Below are 18,757 nucleotides of genomic sequence, written 5' to 3'. Positions count from 1 at the left end.
AGCCCGTGCGGCCAGTGCTCGATCCGCGCGATCTCCTCCTCGCTCAGCCCCACCGGGACGAACTGCACCAGCGTGCTCTGCTCCCCGGCCACACCCAGCGCGCCATAGGTGGCGTCGACCAGCCTGGTGGCGGTCTCCACGATCCGGCGCAGCACGGTCTCCAGGTCCAGGTCACTGCCCACCGCGACCACGGCCTCCAGCAGCGCGTGCACCCGGTCGCGGGTGGCCAGCACCGCCTCCAGACGCCCCTGCAACTCCGACAGCAACTCGTCCAGCCGCATGTTCGGGATCAGGGAACGCGGCTCCTTTTCCATCATGCGGCGAAGTCTCGCATCCGACGGCGCCGACGCCCACTCCGCGCCGGAGATCGTCTACGTCAGCCCCGCCGCTCGCCACCGTGGTGTCGGCTCCGCTCGTGCGGCGGGAGCAACCGCACGGTGTCGTGAAAGCCCTGCTCGACCCCGTCGGCCCGATAGCCGCGTCCGTATATGGGTGTTTTCAGGTGTTTTATCCTTAAATGCGACGAATAGGAACTACGAACGGCTGCTCCGTGAACCCCGACCTCTTCGACCTGCTGACAGGCAGCCACCTGCGCCTCGTCGGCACCCCGCTGGCAGGTCCCGAGACCACGGCGCGCTGGCTGTACGAGGACGCGCCCTTCGGCGTGCTCGCGCATGACGCGGCGGACGACCCCCGCTTCACCTACGCGAACGTCACCGCCCAGCGATGCTTCGAGTACGACCACGGGGAGTTCGTCGGCCTGCCCTCCCGTCTCTCGGCGGAGCCTGACCGCCGCGAGGACCGCCGGCGACTCCTGGACGCCGTGCATCGGGACGGCTTCGCGACGGGCTACCGGGGACAGCGCATCGCCAAGTCCGGCCGCCGGTTCTGGATCGAGGACGTGACGATGTGGAACCTGGTGGACGGCGACGGCGTACTCGTGGGCCAGGCTGCGACCTTCCAGCGCTGGCGAGACGCCTGACATCCGGTACGGCGAAACCGGGCGAAGACCGAACCGAACGGGTGCCGGCCCGGGCGCTGGAAGCCGGGCCACCCGCCTCACGGGTGACCAATGATGCTCGAGTGATAGTGATCCCAGCCGTGAAATGTGAAGATTGCAGTCGTTTGTCCCCGAGCGATAGGTGAAAGCATGACAGGCGATCGCGCGCGCAGAGCTCTGGTGGTCCGGGGCGGCTGGGAAGGGCACGATCCGGTGGCCGCCACCGAACTCTTCGTTCCCTTTCTCCAGGAGCACGGGTTCGAGGTGCATCGGGCGGACTCCCCCGCGCCGTACGCCGACCCCGCGTTCATGTCCGGTGTCGACCTCATCGTGCAGTGCTACACCATGGGCACGATCGAGCCGGCCGAGATGCGCGGGCTCGAGGCCGCGATCCGCGCCGGTACCGGAATGGCCGGCTGGCACGGCGGCATCGCCGACGCCTTCCGCGGCTGCTCCGAATACCTGCACCTCATCGGCGGGCAGTTCGCCTGCCACCCCGGCAAGGACCCGGCCGAGCAGGACGGCTCGCAGGCCGACAACTTCATCCCGTACACCGTCACCATGCTGCCCGAGGCCGCGACCCACCCGATCACCGCGGGCATCGCCGACTTCGACCTCGTCACCGAGCAGTACTGGGTGCTGACCGACGAGTACATCGACGTGCTGGCCACCACGACCCAGAAGGTTCGCCCTTGGGACCCCTGGCACAGGGAGGTCACCTCGCCGGCGATCTGGACCCGCGGCTGGGGCGACGGAAAGATCTTCGTCGCGACGCCCGGACACGACCTCGGCGTCCTGCGCGACCACAGCGTGCGCACCGTCATCGAAAGGGGGATGCTGTGGGCCGGCCGGTGAACGTCGGCGTCGTCGGGTGCGGGTTCATCTTCGGCCAGTACGTCCGGAGCATCGAATGGCTGCCGGAGCTGCGACTCGTCGCCGTGGCCGATCTCGACCCCGAACGGGCGAGAGAGGCGGTGCGGGGATATCCGGAGGTCGAGGTGCTGAGCGTGGCGGAGCTCATGGCAGATCCGCGCGTCGACATCGTGCTGAACCTGACCATTCCCGCCGCGCACGCCGAGATCACACTGCAGGCCGTCGCGTCCGGCAAGGACGTCTACTCGGAAAAGCCCCTCGCCGCGACCACCACCGACGCCGCGCGGGTGCTGCGCGCGGCCGCCGAGGCCGGAGTACGGGTGGGCTGCGCACCGGACACCGTGCTCGGCACCGGCACGCAGACCGCGCGCAAGGCGATCGACGACGGCCTGATCGGCAGGCCGGTCGCGGCGACCGCGACCATGCTGACGCCCGGCCACGAGCGCTGGCACCCCAACCCCGACTTCTACTACGCCCCCGGCGGCGGTCCGCTCATGGACATGGGCCCGTACTACATCACCAGCCTGGTCACGCTGCTCGGGCCGGTGACGACGGTCATCGGCGCCGCCAGCCGCACCCGGGCCAGGCGGACCATCGGCACCGGCCCCCGTCTCGGCGAGGAGATCCCCGTCGCCGTCGACACCCACGTCACCGGCGTGCTGGTCCACGCGTCGGGGGCGCTGTCAACGCTGGTGATGGGCTTCGAGGGAGCGGCCACCGGTGCGCCCCCCATCGAGGTGCACGGGGAACGAGGCTCGCTCTCCGTCCCCGACCCGAACCACTTCGACGGCCCCGTGCTGCTGGCGAGGATGGGCGAAGAAGGCTGGGAGCCCCTCCCCGCCACGGCCGGCCACGTCGGGGCCGGGCGCGGCGTGGGCCTCGCCGATCTCGCCACGACCCCGGCGGGCCAAGAGTCCCGCGCGGGCGGAACGCTGGCGTACCACGTGCTCGACATCATGGAGTCCCTGCTGTCCTCGGCGCACTCCAGAACGGCGGTGACCGTCACCAGCACCTGCGAGCGGCCCCAGCCCGTGGCCTTCCGCCCAGCCCTGCGATGAGCCGCACGCCTTGACGGCGCCATCCGCACGTGGATCGCATCGATGGATGTCACCGGGTGGCGGGATCGAGTGGCCGGCCCTGCCACTCGATCCCCTCCGGGACCGTGGCTCCGGCGTCTTCAGGATCGGTATCCGACCACGATCGGGCGAAGCTGTTGTTCCGCACTCTCCAACCGGGTGAGACAGGTCGCATGACAGAGACGTCAGCGGCCGAAAACCCCCTTCCACGGATCGCCGATCGGCAGACCCGGCAGACGAGGATCGACGAGCTCCGGGTCAGGGGAAGGCCCGCACCAGAGCCCTGACCGGCGAACGGTCGGTACAGGCGAGGCACGACAAGCTTTGGACAAGCCGGCGTGGCTAGCGTGCACCGTAGCCAAGTCGGGAGTTGCCATGCCTTCCTCGGTGTCAGCCGGTCCGCGAATTCGTTTGGACAGGAGAGATGGCGGCTCTTTCCAAATCGCATGCGGAGTGTTGATCGCGTTGAGTGGCGCGCTGACGGCCTTCGCCTTCAACGTGATCTATGCGGAGGGCTGGATTGATCTGGAGGTTTACCGGGAAGGCGGAGCGGCGGTACTGCGGCGTACCTCCGTCTATGACTTTGCCATAGGTGAAAGGTGGATGAAGTTCACCTATTCACCGTTCGCGGCAATGCTGTTCACGCCTCTCGCCTTGGTCCGAATGGAGATCGCCGTCGCCCTCTGGGTGCTGGTCTCCATACTCGCCCTTGAGGCGGTGATATGGATTCTCATCGGCCGCGCTGCGGTGAGGCGCAATAGTCGCCGGGCAACTCACGCTTTGTTGGTCGTTATCGCGATACTTCCCTTGTACCCGGTAACGCTAACGCTGTGGAACGGGCAAATAGGTATTATTCTGCTACTGGCGATAGTCGTGGACCTGACGCACGGCAAAGAGAAGTGGCGCGGCATAGGAACGGGCATTGCCGCCGGCATCAAACTCACCCCGCTGATATTCATCCCCTATCTTCTCATCACGCGTCGTTTCCGGGCCGCCCTGATGACTGGCCTTGGTTTTCTCGGCACAGTAGCCCTCGGATTCCTGCTGCTGCCGGCCGATTCGCGTGATTACTGGGGCGGCGCGTTTTTCGACACGCAACGGGTGGTCACCGAGCAGGGCGCGAATTTTTTCAATCAATCGCTTCGCGGCATGCTTATGCTCATGCCCGGCTCTTGGCCCACCGTGCCTCTCTGGCTCGCCCTGTGTGCGGTAGTCGGCACGGGTGGTCTTTTAGTCGCCGCATGGACCGCGAAGAAGGCGGGCGAGCTAGCCGGAATAACTGCCTGCGCCATCGTGGGACTGCTTGTTTCTCCCGTTTCTTGGCCGCACCATTGGGTCTGGTGCATACCGCTCTTGGTGCTCTGGGGACAACGCGCTCAGCGCTTGGACGCTACGTTCGAGAAGGTGGGCGTGGGGTTCTTGTGGTTCATCTTCTTGCTGCCTGGATATATCGCCCTGGCGATACTTATAATATATCCGTCCCACGCCGGAATGTGGCTGATGTTGCTGACGGGTAGTTATGTGCTCAGCGGATTGTCGACATTGCTGGCGCTTGCGATTTATTTTGGCCGGGGCGATCGGCGGCAGAGACGACGCGGGCCAGGCGACGGCTAGGGACCTTCAACGGTCAGGGTCGTACGGCCTGACCTCGGTGTGAGCCGGCAGCTGGTCGTCGCGAAAACACCTGAAGTGCATGAGGTGTCCCGATAGCGGTGGCTTGACCTGCAGCGCCTTTCCTCATCGCCCAACCACGGCTGTCTTCGGCAAACGCAGCATGAGGCGGTTCGGAGCCTCCCGCAGGGCGACTCCGAAGGACCGAACCTTCGTCGTCCGAGCAGCATCGCTCCAGATCAGGGGTTGACCTTGCCCCAAGGGCAGGGTTCGAGCATTTGCGTATGAACATGAGCTCGAACCCAGGAGATGAGATGCCACACGAGGCGCTGGCGGAGTTCGTCGAGGTGACGGCCACGAAGTTCGGCATTCCCGGTGTCGCGGTCGGGGTATGGGCCGAGGGCCGGGAGGTTTACGCGTGTCACGGGGTGACGAGCGTCGACAACCCGCTGCCGGTCGACCGGGACACGCTGTTCGTGCTGGGCTCGGTCACCAAGACCTACACCGCGACCGCGCTGATGCGCCTGGTCGCGCAGGGACGGGTCGAGCTGCGGGCGCCGGTGCGCCGCTACGTTCCCGAACTCGTGCTCGCCGACGAGCGGGCCGCGGCGCAGATCACCGTGATGAACCTGCTCAATCACACCGCGGGCCTGGACTGGGGGGTCATCGTCGACACCGGCGAGGGAGACGACGCGCTGGCCGGGTACGTGGCGAAGATGGCCGGTCTGGACCTGATCGGCCGGCCCGGTGATCGGGCCTCCTACAGCCAGGCGGGCTACAACCTGGCCGGGCGGGTCATCGAGAAGGTCACCGGATTGGCCTACGAGCGGGCCGTGGCCTCGCTCGTCTTGGAGCCGCTGGGGTTGGCGAGCAGCTTCTTCGCGCCCGCCGAGGTGATGACCCGGCGGTTCGCCGTGGGGCACGAGCGCGGCCGGGACGGCGCGCTGTCGGTCGCGCGGCCGTGGAAGCACTGGCGCGCCGACAACCCCGGCGGGGGCCTGGCCTCCTCGGTGGCCGACCAGCTGCGGTGGGCGCGCTTCCATCTCGGTGACGGCCGCGCGCAGAGCGGTGCCCGCCTGCTGCCCGCCGAGGCGCTGCGGCGGATGAGGGAGGCGACGGTCGCGTTGCGCGCCAGCTCGCTCGGTGACGCCCTGGGCGTCGGCTGGTTCCTGCGCGAGGTGGACGGCGTGCGCACCGCCGGGCACGGCGGGTCGGCCAACGGCCAGTTCGCCGAGCTCCTCACCGTGCCCGAACGCGGCTTCGCCGTCGTCGCGGTGTCCAACGCCGGCCCGGACGAGGGTCTCGCCTTCAACCGAGCCGTCGTGCGCTGGGCGCTTGCGCACCATCTCGGGGTGGTCGACCGGGACCCCGAGCCGCTCCCCTACGACGACGCCCGGGCCCGGGAGATCGCCGGGAGGTACGAGAACGAGATGATGACGCTCACCATCGCCACGGACGGAGCCGGGCTGACGATCGAATGCGGGATCAAGCCGGAGGTCCGTGCGGCGATGGACACCGAACTGCCCCCGGACCTCCCACCGGCCGCGGTCGGCCTGCTGCCCGGCGACACCGACGAATACATCGTCACCGGCGGCGGGCTGGAGGGGCAGCGCGGCTTCTTCACCCGCGACGCCGGCGGCGCGGTCGTGGGAGTCGACCTCGCCGGCCGGCTGGCCAACCGGATCGCGCCGATCCGCGAGTGAAGCCCCGTGGCCGCTCCCGCGCGGGTTCACCCGCGTCGGTGGTGTGCACACGGGCTCCTCCGCGGGCTTTGAGGCCGTGTTCCGCCACGGTACCCGCTGCCATGATGAATGCCCCGGACGGCGAGTCGCTCGAAGGAGACCGAAGCATATGATCACCATCGGCCGGCTCGCCGACTACGCGGGCGTGACGATCAAGGCCGTCCGTCACTACCACCAGCGCGGCCTGCTCGCCGAGCCACCGCGCGACTCGTCGGGCTATCGGCGCTACGACGTCCAGCACGCCATAGACCTGATCAAGATCAAGACGCTCGCCGGGGCCGGTGTGCCGCTCGCGCGCATCAGGGAGTTGCTCGCCGCCGATCCCGACCGGTTCGCCGCGGCGATCGCCGACATCGACCGCAACCTGCGGGAACGGGCCGAGGAACTCCTGCGCACCCGCGGGCGGATCGCCCAGCTCGGCGCCGGTGACCGGCTGTTCGTCTCCGCCGAGGTCGCCGACTATCTCGACCGGTTGCACGAGCTCGGCGTGAGCCGGCGCATGGTGCAGATGGAACGCGACGGCTGGATCCTGGCGCAGTCGCTCTCGCCGGACGAGGCGGCCGGCTGGATCGCCGACAAGCGCGACGCGATCGGCGATCCGGAGTTCCGCGCCATCTACCTCGACCACGACGCGGCGTTCGACTGGTCCCCGGAGGATCCGCGCCTTCACACGCTGGCCGACCGCACGTGGCGGTGGCTCGCCAACCGGCACGGCGGGTCCGAGAGCGCGAAGGGGCCGGTCCAGGACTCGGCCATCGCCCGGCTGGTCGCCACGTCGGTCGGCGCCTCGGCGCCGGCCTGGAGCCGGCTCGCCGAGATCGTCAAGGAGCGGGAGGTGGGTGGGCGGGGGGCGTCATGAGCCCAAACCACCTTGATCTTGATGCGCGGTCTTGAGCAGGGGCGGCCGGAGTACGCCGGAAGGACACCGCAGGACAGGGCGATGTACCGGACAAAGGACCAGTATCGCGTACATCACCGACATCACGGTGCCGTTGACCAGCGGCTCCACGGCCGGGGCCGGGTCGGCGTCGAACCTCGCCGCGGCCACCGCGTTCGACCCGGTCGATCTCCGCGGTCGCCACGTTGCCGATCGCGGCTTTCGCGCGGCACGGCTCACTGATGCGCGCGAACACCAAGATTTCCCGCCGAGCTCACCGCCGGCTCCTGCCGGGAGAGGGCCGATGCGGATCGGCGTGTATGTGCGTACGCATCCCTTGCGGGTCGAACAGGATGAGAAGCTCGACCACGCCGCCGTCGGCGCTGCCCAGCCAGTGCGGCAAGGACGTGTCGAACTCGGCCGCCTCACCGGACGGCAACGTCAGGTCTCGCTCACCGAGGATGAGCCGCAGGCGTCCGTTGAGCACGTACAGCCATTCGAAGCCGTCATGGGCCTGCGGGGTCGGTACGAGCGGTTCCGGCTGCGCGGGAATGATCATTTTGAACGCCTGCACCCCGCCCGGCCGCCGGGACAGCGGCACGAAGGTCATCCCGAACCTCCGGATCGGCGTGAGGTGGATCCGGGGGTCGCCGGTGCGCGGGGCGCCCACCAGGTCGTCCAGCGGAACGTCGTACGTACGGGCCAGCGGCAGCAGCAACTCCAGGGTCGCCCGGCGCTGCCCGCTCTCCAGCCGGGACAGGGTGCTCTCCGACACGCCGGTTGTCGTCGCGAGGTCGGCGAGGGTGATACCGCGGTGACGACGCAGTGCGCGAAGTCGCGGCCCCACCGCGTCGAGCACCTCATCCATTTCGTGATCCATGAGGCCATCTTGCCAGAATCGCAAGTTTTCGTGCCAGACCCTGCGTGCTGGGTCCCCGAGGCGGTCGTGGACGACGACGTCCGCGAGTACCTGGCTCTGTTCCACCCCCAGGTCTCGTTCGGCGGAACGGCGTTCGGCGGTACCTCGGACCGGTCCCCGTTCACCGACGCCGAGATCGACGAGTACGCACGGACCTACAGCCGGCCAGAGGTGCTGCCGGGCGGCTTCGAGCTCTACCGCGCCCTCGACAAAGACGTTCGCGACACCGCGGCGGCGGCACCGGTACACGTCCCGACCCTGCTCATGCCCGCCCAGGGCCAGCTCGACGCGATCCGAGCCATAGTGGCCCCGCGCATGACCAAGATCGTGCGCGCGGTGGACGTGCCGCACGCGGGGCATCGGCTCGTCGAGGAGAACCCTCGGTTCGTCACTGCGGAGCTGATGAGCTTCCTCGGCCGATAAGGTCTCACAGCCACTTCGCGTCGGGTGTCACGGACCCGGACGGAGGGCCTCATCGGGGGCGGAGCTCAGAGCGCGGCGGAACGAAAACGTACGCTGAGACCGTTCACCCGGCTCAGAACGGGCGTGCGGGGCTGCGACGCAGGGTGGCATGGGCGTGCGTCGGCTCCGCGTCCGCCCAGTCGCCTGATCGGATCGGATCGCAGCGGTCGGGTACGGCCGGGGTTCTTCCGGCAGGGTTGACATCGAAAGGAGGCCTCGTGATCTCAGCGCTCAACCAGCTCGTCGATCTCGTCGAAAAGCACCTCGCCGAGGAGTTCGACGTCCACGAGCTGGCCAGGGAGCTCGGCACGACCGAGTACCACCTGCGCCGGATGTTCTCGTCGCTGGCCGGCATGCCGCTGTCGGAGTATGCGCGCCGCCGCCGCATGACCGTCGCCGCCGCCGACGTCGTCCGGGGCCAGGACGATCTGCTGAGCATCGCCGTCCGGCACGGATACGGCTCGACCGAGGCGTTCGGACGCGCGTTCCGCGCGGTCCACGGCTCCGGTCCCGGTGACGTGCGCCGCGACGGAGGCCCCTTGCGCACACAACCGCAGCTCAGGTTCCGCCTGACCGTTGAAGGGAGCATTCCCATGGAAACCCGCCTCGTCGACCGCCCCGCGTTCCGGCTGGTCGGACACGCAGCCCGGGTTCCGCTCATCCATCAGGGCATCAACCCGCACATCCAGCAGCACATCACCGCACTGCCGCAGGAGGAGCATCTGCGCCTGAAGGCCCTCGGCGACACCGAACCGGTGGGCCTGCTGCAAGTCTCCGACGACCTCGACCCCGACGGCGCAGAGGGGAGCGAACTGACCTACCTGCACGGGGTCGCCGTCTCCCGGGACACGCCGATCCCCGACGACCTCGACGCCATCGAGGTACCGGCCGGCAGGTGGGCGGTCTTCCGCACCGCCGGACCGCATCCGCAGGCCCTGCAGACGACCTGGGCCGCGACCGCGACCGAGTGGTTCCCCTCCAACCCGTGGCGTCTGCGGTCAGGTCCCTCGATCGTCTCGGTCCTCGAGCGCGCGGACGACTTCAGCACCGCGACATGCGAGCTGTGGCTCCCCGTCGAACCGGCGTGACGGACGGCGGTCACGGAATTGACCCGCGGTGATCTCGCCGGCGCTTACGAGACGGCGGGTCGGGTGGCGCAGGCGATCACGCGCCGGCTGACATGCCGGTCGCCGGGGGCGCCGCGGTGGGCGGTCAGATACTCGGCCGCCCACCGCCGATCCCCGGGCCGGGCGTGCTGCAGGTCGTCCTCCGGCAGGGCGGCGAGTCCTCCTCCCCCGCTCCTGTCACGCCTCGGCCACCGAGGTCGGATCTGGCCGGCCACGCTGGGCTACCGGCCTACGGCCGATGTGAGGGTGGTGTTCCTACCGGGCGGCGGGGCAGCTTTGCCGATACGGTTCGCTGGGGAAGTACCGCTGCCACTCCGGAAGAGTGAATCCCCGGCGTGCGATGCCACAGACTGCTCGCAGGAGATCGTGTGGCAACGCCACATCCCACAACCGCACTGTGCGGTAGGTACCTGAGGCCAGGCGTGAGCCGTTCCCGCTGAAGGCCACCGAGCGCACCATGCCGTCGTGACCGGTCAGGACGGCGCGTGCGGGCCGGCTGAGACGGAACGGCCCTTCGGCGCCGCCGATCGGGTAAGGGCGCGGCCGGTCGGTGTGTCGTGCATGGGGACGCCTCACGGGCGTTGCAGCATGGACCCGTGAACGATCAGGAGCTGCCCCGGCAGGACTGCGCCGCGACGGTGCTGGGCGGTCCCACGACCGTCATCGACGCCGGCGGCCTGCGCGTCGTCGTGGACCCGACGTTCGACGATCCCGGCCCGCACGGCTACCTGACCAAGACACTCGGCCCGGCGGTGACCGAGGACCGGTTGGGGGCCGTCGACCTGGTTCTGGTCAGCCACGACGTCCACCCGGACAACCTCGACGACCAGGGCCGCGCCTTCGCCTTGGCGGCCCCGCTGACGCTCACCGTGCCCGGCGCGGCCGACCGGCTCCGCGCGCCGGCGGTGGGCCTGGCCCCCTGGACGACCTTCGTCCTGCCCCGTCCGGACGGCGGCGGCGACCTGAGTGTCCTGGCCGTCCCCGCCGTACACGGCCCCGAGGACGGCGAGCGGGATCCGCAGGGCAACATCAACTGCGAGGTCACCGGCTTCGTGCTGTCGGGCGAGGGCCTGCCCACCGTGTACGTCAGCGGTGACAACGCCTCCATGCGCGCCGTGGCCGCGATCGCCCGGCACGTGCCGGACATCGACGCGGCGGTGCTGAACGCCGGGGCGGCCCGCGTACCGGGCAAGTTCCGGCGACGTCCGGTGTCGATGGACGGCCACCGGGCCGCGGCCGCCGCCGCGGTGCTGGGCGTCACGGTCGTGATCCCGGCCCACTACGACGGATGGACGCACTTCTCCGAAGGACGCGCGGAGGTGGAGACGGCCTTCGACGAGGCCGGCCTGTCGTCCCTGCTGCGCCTGGCCGACCACGGGTCCTGGACGGCGCTGCGCGGCTGACGGTCCGCGCGGCCGCCGGTCCGTCACCGTGGCGGCCTCTCCCCAGCGGGTCAATCACCGCGCAGGCGGACTCGCACTCACCTTGCAGGCGGACGACAGGCGCCATCGTGGCGGTGACCATGGATTCCGCTCACTGCAGGCTCTCGTCGAAGGACACGAACATGCTCAAGAAGTCTCTGCCGGCCGCGCTGACGGCGACGGCCGTCGCCGCTCTCGTCCTGGTCCCCGCCGGCCCTGCCGCGGCCGCCACGATCGAAATCCGTCCCGGGCAGGTCTCGACCCTGAAACAGTCGAACAGCAAGTTCAGCTGCCCGACGAACGAGGTGCTGATCGGCCGCGGGCACCGCGGCGACGAGAACGGCGACACCACGTTCCACTGCGGCCGCATCTACATCGACAACATCCAGGTCACGGTGCTCAGGTTGGACATCTGGGGCACCAGGACGGATGAGAACGACCACGACTACCACACTCCGGCGAACCAGGCCATCACCGGGATCCGGCACGACGGGGACGAGAACGGCGACACCATCTACTACAGCGGCGCGCTGTTCTGGCAGGGCAAGGCGGTGCAGATCACCCCCAGGCAGCTGGAAGGCTGGGTCAGGGAGAACAACCACGCCTCGATGGGCGGCACCAACCAGGTGATGACCGGCCGCAGGCACACCGGGGACGAGAACGGCTGGACTCAATACGAGTACGGCTGGGTCTCATACAGCGGCTGATCGCGGCGCCGGGTGGCGATCCGTCCCACGGGGACGCCGCCGCCCGGCACCCGCGCCCGCTCGAACCCCGCCGCCGCGCCCGCCTCGTACCCCATCGCCCGTAGCACGCCCAGCGCGCCGGCCGCCGAGCCGTGCTGAGCGGGCGCCGGCCCGTTCCGCACCGACCCTCCACGTCGCCATGGCGGTGCTCGACACCCCGCACGTGCCGGCCCGCGACCCGGCGGCGCCGCGGGCACCGCGGGCACCGCGGGCACTGCGGGCACTGCGGGCACTGCGGGCACTGCGGCGCGCCTCGTCCCGCCGGCCGTGGCGGGAACGTCTCAGCGAAGCGGGGAACGGCACCGCGACGGCTGACATCATTCCGCGCGAGCCACTGACGCCTCCTTCGCGTACCTCACGCCTTGAAGCCGGACAGCGCCATCACCGGCCTCACCTCGACCAGGCCCATCGCCGCTTCGGGAACGCGGGCGGCGATCTCGAGTGCACGGTCGATACCGTCGCACTCGACGAGGTAGAAACCGGCCATGAGTTCCTTGGCCTCGGCGAAGGGGCCATCGGTCGCGGTCGTCTGCCCCGCCTCCGCGCGCACCCGCCTTCCCATGGCCGGGTCGGCGAGAGCCTCCGCGACGATCAGTTCCCCGCTCGCGGCCAGCGCCTCGTTGAGGGCGGTGTACGCCTCGAGCCCTTCACGGCGCTGCTCGGCCGAGAGCTGGTTCCACAACTGCCGGGACTCCGGGTTGCTGTAGATCAGAATCACATATTTCACGACAGGTTCCCGGTCCGAAATTCTCTGGTGTGGCGTGTCGAGGATAGTCGTCCGGCTCCGACGTCCCCGGTGAAAGCCCTTCGGCCGAGGGCTTCGAGACGAAGGAGGTCCGGAAGTTGACCGAGCTGAACTATCTGGCGGTCGTGGCGGCCACGGTCACGGCGTTCTTGCTGAGCACTGTCTGGTACATGGGGTTCGGTGCCCGATTGGCGGAGCCGGCCGATGCCCGTGCCGCCGTGGAGCGGCCGCCGGCCTGGATGGCGATGGCGGAGCTGAGCCGCAGCGCGGTGGTCGCGGTGGTCCTCGCGTGGCTCACCGGCGAGGTGGGTGTGAGCGGGTGGCCCCAGGCGCTCGGGCTGGCGTGCGTGTTGTGGATCGGCTTCCCCTGCGTGTTGTTGATCGGCTCGGTGCTGCACGAGAGGGTTCCGTGGCGGCCGGCCGCCGTCCACGCGGGAGATTGGCTGCTCAAGGTGGCCGCGATCGCGGTCATCGTCGGGACATGGAGGTGAGGGGCATGAACGGCCTCACCCGGGGAGCGCTGGACGAGCAGTTCACCGCGGCCATGCCAAAAGTCCCGGCAGGAGCGCGGATGCCGGTGCCGCCCGGCCTTCCTCCGCGTTCGCTCGTCCCACCGGCTCGCCTCCGCGTGTGATCTTTCACACTTCAGAATATGAAACATTGCATAATCTGAAAGTTCTTCCCTACAGTTGACGCCGTGACCCCCGTAGAGAGCGCGTACGAGCTCGGCCGCAGAGATCGGAAGAAGCTCGAGACTCGCGCGGCCTTGGAGCACGCCGCTCTGACGCTGGTAGCCGAGCACGGGCTGGCGGGTGTCACGGTGGAGGACATCGCCAAGGTGGTGGACCTCTCCTCCCGTACGTTCTTCAACTACTTCCCGTCCAAGGAGGACGCGCTCGTCGGCGCGAGCCCCGCGTCCGCCGCCGAGCTGCGCGAGAGGCTGGAGGCCGTGCCCGCGGAGGTGCCGGTCCTGGAGGCGCTGCGCCTGATGTCGCGGGTCGAGGCCGAGCACGTCCAGCAGCAGCGCGAGCAATGGCTGCTGCGGCTGAAGGTGTTCGAGCAGAACCCGTCACTCCTGCCGCGGCTGGTCGCCGGCGGCACCGAGACCGAGCGTGCCGTGTCGGCCGCCGTCGCGCGCCGGATCGGCGTCGAACCAGGTACGAGCGGCTACCCCGAGCTGGTCGCCGCGGTGGCCATGGCGGCCTTCCGGGCGGCGATGATGCGCTGGAGTGCCGCGGGCGGCCGACCGGCGCTGGCCGACCTGGTCGACGAGGCCTTCTCCCAGCTCGCCGCAGGCCTGCCCAATCCGTGACCGCCCCGGTCACCGTCCTTTTCCGACCACCCCCGCGAACGTTTCCGTTCCGCCGGCGTCCGCTGGAGTCTCGCGGAGCGCCGGTCCCCACCTGAGAAATCGAGGAAAGATGACATCCACCAGCGCGCAGCCCGAGGCCGTGGCCGCGGCGCCCACCTCCAGGAGAAAGGTCCTGCAGGCGCTGTCGGGGCTGATGGTGGGCATGTTCGTGTCCATCCTGGCCTCGACCGTCGTGGCCAACGCCCTGCCCCGCATCATCACCGACCTGCGGGGCTCGCAGACCGTCTACACCTGGATCGTCACCTCGGAGCTGCTGGCCATGACGGCCACGGTGCCGCTCTGGGGCAAGATGGCCGACCTCTACAACAAGAAGCTGCTGATCCAGCTCTCGCTGGGACTGTTCGTGGTGGGCTCGCTGATCGCGGGCCTCACGCCGAACGTGGAGATCCTCATCGTCAGCCGCGTCGTGCAGGGCATCGGCGCCGGCGGCATGACCGCGCTCGCGATGATCGTGATGGCGGCCATGATCCCGCCGCGTGAGCTCGGCCGCTACGCCGGCATCTTCGGCGCCGTGTTCGGCGTCGGTACCGTGGCGGGCCCGCTCATCGGCGGCGTGCTCGTGGACACCTCCTGGCTCGGCTGGCGCTGGTGCTTCCTCATCGGCGTGCCGTTCACGATCCTGGCCATCGTCCTGTTGCAGCGCACGCTCGACCTGCCGGTGGTGCGCAAGGACGTCAAGGTCGACTACCTGGGCGCCCTGCTGATCACGGTGGGCGTGTCCACGCTGCTGATCTGGTCGTCACTGGCGGGCAACCAGTTCGAGTGGGGCTCCTGGTGGACCGCCGCCCTCGTCGGCGGCGCCGTGCTCATCCTCGCGCTGGCCGTCTGGGTGGAGTCGCGGGCAGCTGAGCCGATCATCCCCCTGACGATCTTCAAGAACCGCACCGTCGCCCTCGCCACCGTGGCGAGTGTGCTGGTCGGCGTGGCCATGTTCGGCGGCACGGTCTTCCTGTCGCAGTACTTCCAGGTGGCGCTCGGCAAGTCGCCGACGGTCGCCGGCCTGATGAGCCTGCCGATGGTGTTCGGCCTGCTGATCTCCTCCACCGTGGCCGGCCAGCTCATCACCAAGTGGGGTCGCTGGAAGGGCTTCCTGGTGGCCGGCGGCGTCGTCATGCTCGCCGGGATGGGCCTGCTCAGCACCATCGACGGCCAGACCGGCACGGTGGTGCTCGGGCTCTACATGACGGTGCTCGGCGTCGGCGTCGGCATGCTCATGCAGAACCTGGTCCTCGCCGCCCAGAACGACGTACCCGCCCACGACCTGGGGGTCACCACCTCGGCGCTGACCTTCTTTCGCAGCATGGGCGGCGCCGTCGGCGTCAGCGCCCTGGGCGCGGTGCTGGCCAACCGGATCACCACCCTCATGACGGAGAAGCTCGGCCCGATGGCCGCCGGCGGCGCGGGCGGCGACAGCGACGCCGTACCCGACATCTCCAAGCTGCCCGCTCCCGTCGTCCGCGTCGTCCAGGACGTGTACGCGACGGCCACCGCCGACCTGTTCCTCATCGGCGTGCCGCTCACCGCGCTCGCGCTGGTGGCGGTCCTGTTCATCAAGGAGAAGCCGCTCAACACGCTGTCAGGCGAGGAGCGGCTGGCCCGGGAGCACGCCACGACCGCCGGTCACTGAGTGACTCCCCGCCAGGTCGCGTCCCGGGCGCGGTGCGAGAGAGAACGAGCGCAGGTTGCCGGGTCGAACCGGCCAGGGTTCGCACGGCACAGGACCTGCGCTCGTGGCGCGCACACCACCGCCCGTCATCTTCTCCTGGCAGCCCTCCCCGTCACGGTAGTGGGCGTGGGCGTGCGGCGCGGGTCTCCGGGGCGCCGCGCCCTCACCCGCGCCGACCTCGCCGCAGGCCCGCGCCCCTTCCACGACGGCCTTGCCCAGGTGCGCCGACCGGGGGCATCGGTCGAGAACCGCGTCCACGCGTTCTCTTTCGCCGGACCCTGTGACGCAGCTGCGGGCTCGAGACCTACGAGGCCAACCGCTCACGCGCGTTACGACCTGATCTTGTGGGTTCGACCCCGCCGTCAGGCTGGCTGATCTCGGCCCACACCGCGTCGAGGGAAAGACCGAGGACCTCGGCGATCGCCGCGATGGTCGGGAAGGCGGGGGTCGCCACGCGGCCCGTCTCGATCTTCCGCAGGGTCTCCGGCGAGACGCCTGCATCGAGGGCGGTCTCGAGCATCGAGCGCTCCCCCCTGGCGCGACGCAACAGGGCACCGAGGCGCTGTCCGCGCTCGACCTCTGCGGGTGTGAGCGGCAACCTGACCATGGCTCCGATTCTAGGCCCGTACGGGGTTGAGATCAGAGGGATTCGCTCCGCTTGAAGATCCGAAGTCCGTGCAGGCCCCCGCACCGGGATAATATGGCCGGGATAGTTATTGGTCGCATGAGAAGGGCGCCGCATGATCGAGATCTTGAACCCCACCGAACTGGTCCGGGCGAAGGAGGCCGGTGCCCTGGTCGCCGACATCCTGCAGACGCTGAAGAGCCGCAGCGCAGTGGGCACCAACCTCCTGGACATCGACCGGTGGGCCAAGACCATGATCGTCGAGGCTGGAGCGCAGTCCTGCTACGTCGACTACGAGCCCTCCTTCGGACGCGGGCCGTTCGGCCACTACATCTGCACGTCCGTCAACGACGCCGTGCTCCACGGACTGCCCCACGACTACACGCTCGCCGACGGCGACCTGCTGACACTCGACCTCGCCGTCTCCAAAGGCGGAGTCGCCGCGGACTCCGCCATCAGCTTCATCGTGGGCGACTCGAAGCCCCCGCAGAGCGTCGCGATGATCAGCGCGACCGAACGCGCGTTGAGCGCGGGGATAGCCGCCGCCGGACCCGGGGCTCGCATCGGTGACATCTCCCATGCCATCGGCTCGGTCCTCAGCGAGGCGGGATACCGGATCAACACCGAGTTCGGAGGTCATGGCATCGGATCAACGATGCACCAGGGCCCACACGTTTCGAACACCGGACGGCCCGGCCGTGGGTACAGGCTACGCCCCGGACTGCTGCTCGCACTGGAGCCGTGGGTCATGGCGGACACCGCCGACCTCGTCACCGACGCCGACGGCTGGACGCTCCGGAGTGCGACAGGCTGCCGGACGGCACACAGCGAGCACACGATCGCCATCACCGACGACGGAGCCGAAATCCTCACCCTGCCGAAGCACGCGCCCGTCAGTCCAGCCTGACAGCCTGCTTGAGGAAGACGACGCCGTCGACCATGTCGAGCTGGGCCGGGTCCAGCGGGAAATAGCGGAAATCATGGGAGACGCGCGGGACGAACTTCGTGACGGCCTCGGCCAGGCGGCGGGCGTCGATGAGAGAGTGCTCCCACGGGAGCGCGGACAGGACGCCCTCGACGGTGTCCGGGGACGGGGTGTCGTCGCCGACCGTGCCGAGGGCTGAGGCCAGGAAGGCGTACCGGTCGCCCAGGTGCGCTTCGGCGATCGCCCCCGCGCTCCACCACTCCAGCATCTGGTCGCCGAGCGGCATGAGGCTCTTGTTCCGCTGCAGGTGGAGGTTGTGGGCGAAGACCAGGGCCGGGCCGCGCCCGGCGACGGCACGCAGGTTGGCGGCCATCATCGCGTCCCGCAGGGCCGACAGCCGGGTCCACCGCGCCGGGGACGCGTCGGCCATCCAGTGGTGGTAGCGGAGCAGGCCGGTGGCGGTGCGCCCGTACAGTGCCGCCCGCTCCCTGTCCCGCGCGTCCAGCCGCGGCAGCTGCGTGTCGAGCAGCGCCACCAGGTCGTCGGCGATCAGTCGCAGCCGCCGGGCGTCGGCGGACTGGCCGATCGACTGGGACGGATCCATGGCCGCGGCCTCGTTCGCCCACCGCTCGTCCGGGCCCAGCAGCGTCTCGAGGGTCTCCCTGGTACAGGGCAGCGGGCCGTCGAGGAGGTCGTGCAGGGCGGTGAGCGCCTGGCGCGGGCTCGCCGCCCAGTACTCCAGAGGGCCGTCGAACCCGAAGAACCGGAGCTTTTCGTCATGCTCCTCGTTGTACGCCCGCATCCAGCGCACGAGCTCGCGGTTGGCCGGGGACGTGCCGAAGTTGTGGCTGAAGCCGCGTTCCATGACGTCATCGAGCGTGTCCGCGCCCGTCGTGATGTGGTCGTCGACCACGAGGCCCATGAGACAGTCGCTCTCGATGGCGAACGACCGGTAGCCCTCCTGCTCGACCAGATGCCGGAAGATCTCGTTGCGCAGCTCGCCCAGCTCCCCCACGAAGTGCCTGGCCTCGCCCAGGCCGAGCAGCAGGGGCTTGGCGGGAAGCGACCGCAGGAACGCCGAGACGCCTTCGCCGTCGAGCGGCCGGGCCATGTCCTTGATATCCATGCCTTCAACGGTATCGTTGAACATTCGGTGTAAACTTTTCGCCGGAAACCACCGCCTCCACCGTGATGAACCTTCAATCGGCGGTGTACCCATGAGGGCAGTGGGCCCGGCGCGCGGCACGACCTGTCCACCCAGGCGATCAGGAACCTCGCTTCATCGACCGGGCGCCCGACCCCCGAGCCGGCCTCGCAACGCTCTGATACGGACACGGGGAAACGGCCGCCGCGCGAGCATCGTCGGGCGGCGCTCCCGCCGCCCTCGCGAGGCGGTCTCCCCCAGCACGACCCGGGCGGCTCTGGAGTCGTTCCGGCGCGCGGTCGAGACCAGAAACCCGCAAGGCCTCCTCGACGTGCTCGCCCCCGAGGGCGAGCTGCGCCGGCCCCTGCCGAGGACGCCTCCGGGCCGAGCCGAGGAGGCGTCCTCGGTGACGGGGTGAGCACGGGT

The 18,757-nt window shown here is 69.5% G+C and carries 20 protein-coding genes and 1 pseudogene; 14 read left to right on the top strand and 7 right to left on the bottom strand.

Features of this window, described 5'->3' with window-relative positions:
• Window positions 1–317 (bottom strand): annotated as a pseudogene (locus ACTOQ3_RS37820) (histidine kinase); the annotation flags it as partial.
• Between the two features lie 233 nt (window positions 318–550).
• Between ACTOQ3_RS37820 and ACTOQ3_RS37815 the strand changes: the two are divergent.
• The 6 genes from ACTOQ3_RS37815 to ACTOQ3_RS37790 all read left to right on the top strand — a co-directional run bounded on the left by ACTOQ3_RS37815 (window position 551) and on the right by ACTOQ3_RS37790 (window position 7,161).
• Window positions 551–982, top strand: a complete 432-nt coding sequence (locus ACTOQ3_RS37815) for an MEKHLA domain-containing protein (protein WP_440088436.1) — start codon at window positions 551–553, stop codon at window positions 980–982.
• Window positions 983–1,150: 168 nt separating this feature from the next.
• Complete coding sequence (locus ACTOQ3_RS37810; protein WP_440088434.1) at window positions 1,151–1,855, top strand: ThuA domain-containing protein; 705 nt, start codon at window positions 1,151–1,153, stop codon at window positions 1,853–1,855.
• Window positions 1,840–2,931 carry a Gfo/Idh/MocA family protein gene (locus tag ACTOQ3_RS37805; protein ID WP_440088432.1) on the top strand — a complete coding sequence of 364 codons (1,092 nt, stop codon included), beginning with the start codon at window positions 1,840–1,842 and terminating at the stop codon, window positions 2,929–2,931. Before ACTOQ3_RS37810 ends, ACTOQ3_RS37805 begins: the two co-directional genes overlap by 16 nt.
• A 471-nt stretch (window positions 2,932–3,402) precedes the next feature.
• Window positions 3,403–4,563, top strand: a complete 1,161-nt coding sequence (locus tag ACTOQ3_RS37800) for a glycosyltransferase 87 family protein (RefSeq protein WP_440088430.1) — start codon at window positions 3,403–3,405, stop codon at window positions 4,561–4,563.
• 311 nt (window positions 4,564–4,874) lie between these two features.
• Complete coding sequence (locus ACTOQ3_RS37795) at window positions 4,875–6,263, top strand: serine hydrolase domain-containing protein (RefSeq protein WP_440088429.1); 1,389 nt, start codon at window positions 4,875–4,877, stop codon at window positions 6,261–6,263.
• Between the two features lie 148 nt (window positions 6,264–6,411).
• Entirely contained in the window at window positions 6,412–7,161 is a 750-nt protein-coding gene (locus tag ACTOQ3_RS37790; RefSeq protein WP_440088427.1) for a MerR family transcriptional regulator, read from the top strand.
• A gap of 292 nt (window positions 7,162–7,453) precedes the next feature.
• Here ACTOQ3_RS37790 and ACTOQ3_RS37785 read toward each other — a convergent pair whose 3' ends face one another.
• Window positions 7,454–8,059: a helix-turn-helix domain-containing protein gene (locus ACTOQ3_RS37785; protein ID WP_440088426.1), complete on the bottom strand. Its 606-nt coding sequence runs from the start codon at window positions 8,057–8,059 to the stop codon at window positions 7,454–7,456.
• Window positions 8,060–8,089: 30 nt separating this feature from the next.
• On the opposite strand from ACTOQ3_RS37785, the gene ACTOQ3_RS37780 reads away from it, so the two are divergent.
• The gene (locus tag ACTOQ3_RS37780) at window positions 8,090–8,521 is read left to right on the top strand and encodes an alpha/beta fold hydrolase (RefSeq protein ID WP_440088425.1); all 432 of its coding nucleotides are present in this window, start codon (window positions 8,090–8,092) and stop codon (window positions 8,519–8,521) included.
• A gap of 257 nt (window positions 8,522–8,778) precedes the next feature.
• On the top strand, window positions 8,779–9,648 hold the full coding sequence (locus ACTOQ3_RS37775) for an AraC family transcriptional regulator (protein ID WP_440088424.1): 870 nt from the start codon (window positions 8,779–8,781) through the stop codon (window positions 9,646–9,648).
• Between the two features lie 294 nt (window positions 9,649–9,942).
• Here the strand turns inward: ACTOQ3_RS37775 and ACTOQ3_RS37770 are convergent, their stop codons facing one another.
• Entirely contained in the window at window positions 9,943–10,263 is a 321-nt protein-coding gene (locus tag ACTOQ3_RS37770; RefSeq protein WP_440088423.1) for a hypothetical protein, read from the bottom strand.
• Between the two features lie 20 nt (window positions 10,264–10,283).
• On the opposite strand from ACTOQ3_RS37770, the gene ACTOQ3_RS37765 reads away from it, so the two are divergent.
• Together ACTOQ3_RS37765 and ACTOQ3_RS37760 are read left to right on the top strand one after the other, a co-directional pair.
• Entirely contained in the window at window positions 10,284–11,090 is an 807-nt protein-coding gene (locus ACTOQ3_RS37765; RefSeq protein WP_440088422.1) for an MBL fold metallo-hydrolase, read from the top strand.
• 161 nt (window positions 11,091–11,251) lie between these two features.
• Window positions 11,252–11,815, top strand: a complete 564-nt coding sequence (locus tag ACTOQ3_RS37760; protein ID WP_440088421.1) for a hypothetical protein — start codon at window positions 11,252–11,254, stop codon at window positions 11,813–11,815.
• Here ACTOQ3_RS37760 and ACTOQ3_RS37755 read toward each other — a convergent pair.
• Window positions 11,779–11,976, bottom strand: a complete 198-nt coding sequence (locus tag ACTOQ3_RS37755; RefSeq protein ID WP_440088420.1) for a hypothetical protein — start codon at window positions 11,974–11,976, stop codon at window positions 11,779–11,781. The two genes, ACTOQ3_RS37760 and ACTOQ3_RS37755, sit on opposite strands and share 37 nt — an antisense overlap.
• A gap of 233 nt (window positions 11,977–12,209) precedes the next feature.
• Window positions 12,210–12,581, bottom strand: a complete 372-nt coding sequence (locus ACTOQ3_RS37750) for a YciI family protein (RefSeq protein ID WP_440088418.1) — start codon at window positions 12,579–12,581, stop codon at window positions 12,210–12,212.
• A gap of 116 nt (window positions 12,582–12,697) precedes the next feature.
• Between ACTOQ3_RS37750 and ACTOQ3_RS37745 the strand changes: the two genes are divergently transcribed.
• From ACTOQ3_RS37745 to ACTOQ3_RS37735, 3 genes are all read left to right on the top strand, one after another.
• Window positions 12,698–13,090, top strand: coding sequence for a DUF1761 domain-containing protein (locus ACTOQ3_RS37745; protein WP_440088416.1), 393 nt, complete (start codon window positions 12,698–12,700; stop codon window positions 13,088–13,090).
• A 206-nt stretch (window positions 13,091–13,296) separates the two neighbouring features.
• Window positions 13,297–13,911 (top strand): acyl-CoA-like ligand-binding transcription factor, encoded by a 615-nt coding sequence (locus ACTOQ3_RS37740; protein WP_440088414.1) that lies wholly within the window; start codon window positions 13,297–13,299, stop codon window positions 13,909–13,911.
• 109 nt (window positions 13,912–14,020) lie between these two features.
• Complete coding sequence (locus ACTOQ3_RS37735; protein WP_440088412.1) at window positions 14,021–15,598, top strand: MDR family MFS transporter; 1,578 nt, start codon at window positions 14,021–14,023, stop codon at window positions 15,596–15,598.
• A gap of 343 nt (window positions 15,599–15,941) precedes the next feature.
• Here the strand turns inward: ACTOQ3_RS37735 and ACTOQ3_RS37730 are convergent, their stop codons facing one another.
• The gene (locus ACTOQ3_RS37730; RefSeq protein WP_440088410.1) at window positions 15,942–16,244 is read right to left on the bottom strand and encodes a helix-turn-helix domain-containing protein; all 303 of its coding nucleotides are present in this window, start codon (window positions 16,242–16,244) and stop codon (window positions 15,942–15,944) included.
• 133 nt (window positions 16,245–16,377) lie between these two features.
• On the opposite strand from ACTOQ3_RS37730, the gene map reads away from it, so the two are divergent.
• Window positions 16,378–17,169 (top strand): type I methionyl aminopeptidase, encoded by a 792-nt coding sequence (gene map / locus ACTOQ3_RS37725; RefSeq protein ID WP_440088409.1) that lies wholly within the window; start codon window positions 16,378–16,380, stop codon window positions 17,167–17,169.
• On the opposite strand, the gene ACTOQ3_RS37720 is transcribed toward map, so the two are convergent.
• The gene (locus tag ACTOQ3_RS37720) at window positions 17,156–18,313 is read right to left on the bottom strand and encodes an erythromycin esterase family protein (protein ID WP_440088406.1); all 1,158 of its coding nucleotides are present in this window, start codon (window positions 18,311–18,313) and stop codon (window positions 17,156–17,158) included. The genes map and ACTOQ3_RS37720 overlap by 14 nt on opposite strands.
• Between the last annotated feature and the right edge of the window lie 444 nt (window positions 18,314–18,757).

Origin of the sequence: Streptosporangium sp. LJ11 (assembly GCF_051918945.1) — a bacterium.
GTDB lineage: Bacteria > Actinomycetota > Actinomycetes > Streptosporangiales > Streptosporangiaceae > Streptosporangium.
Note: the sequence above shows the minus strand (reverse complement) of the source record. Positions and strands in the feature narration are given on the sequence as shown.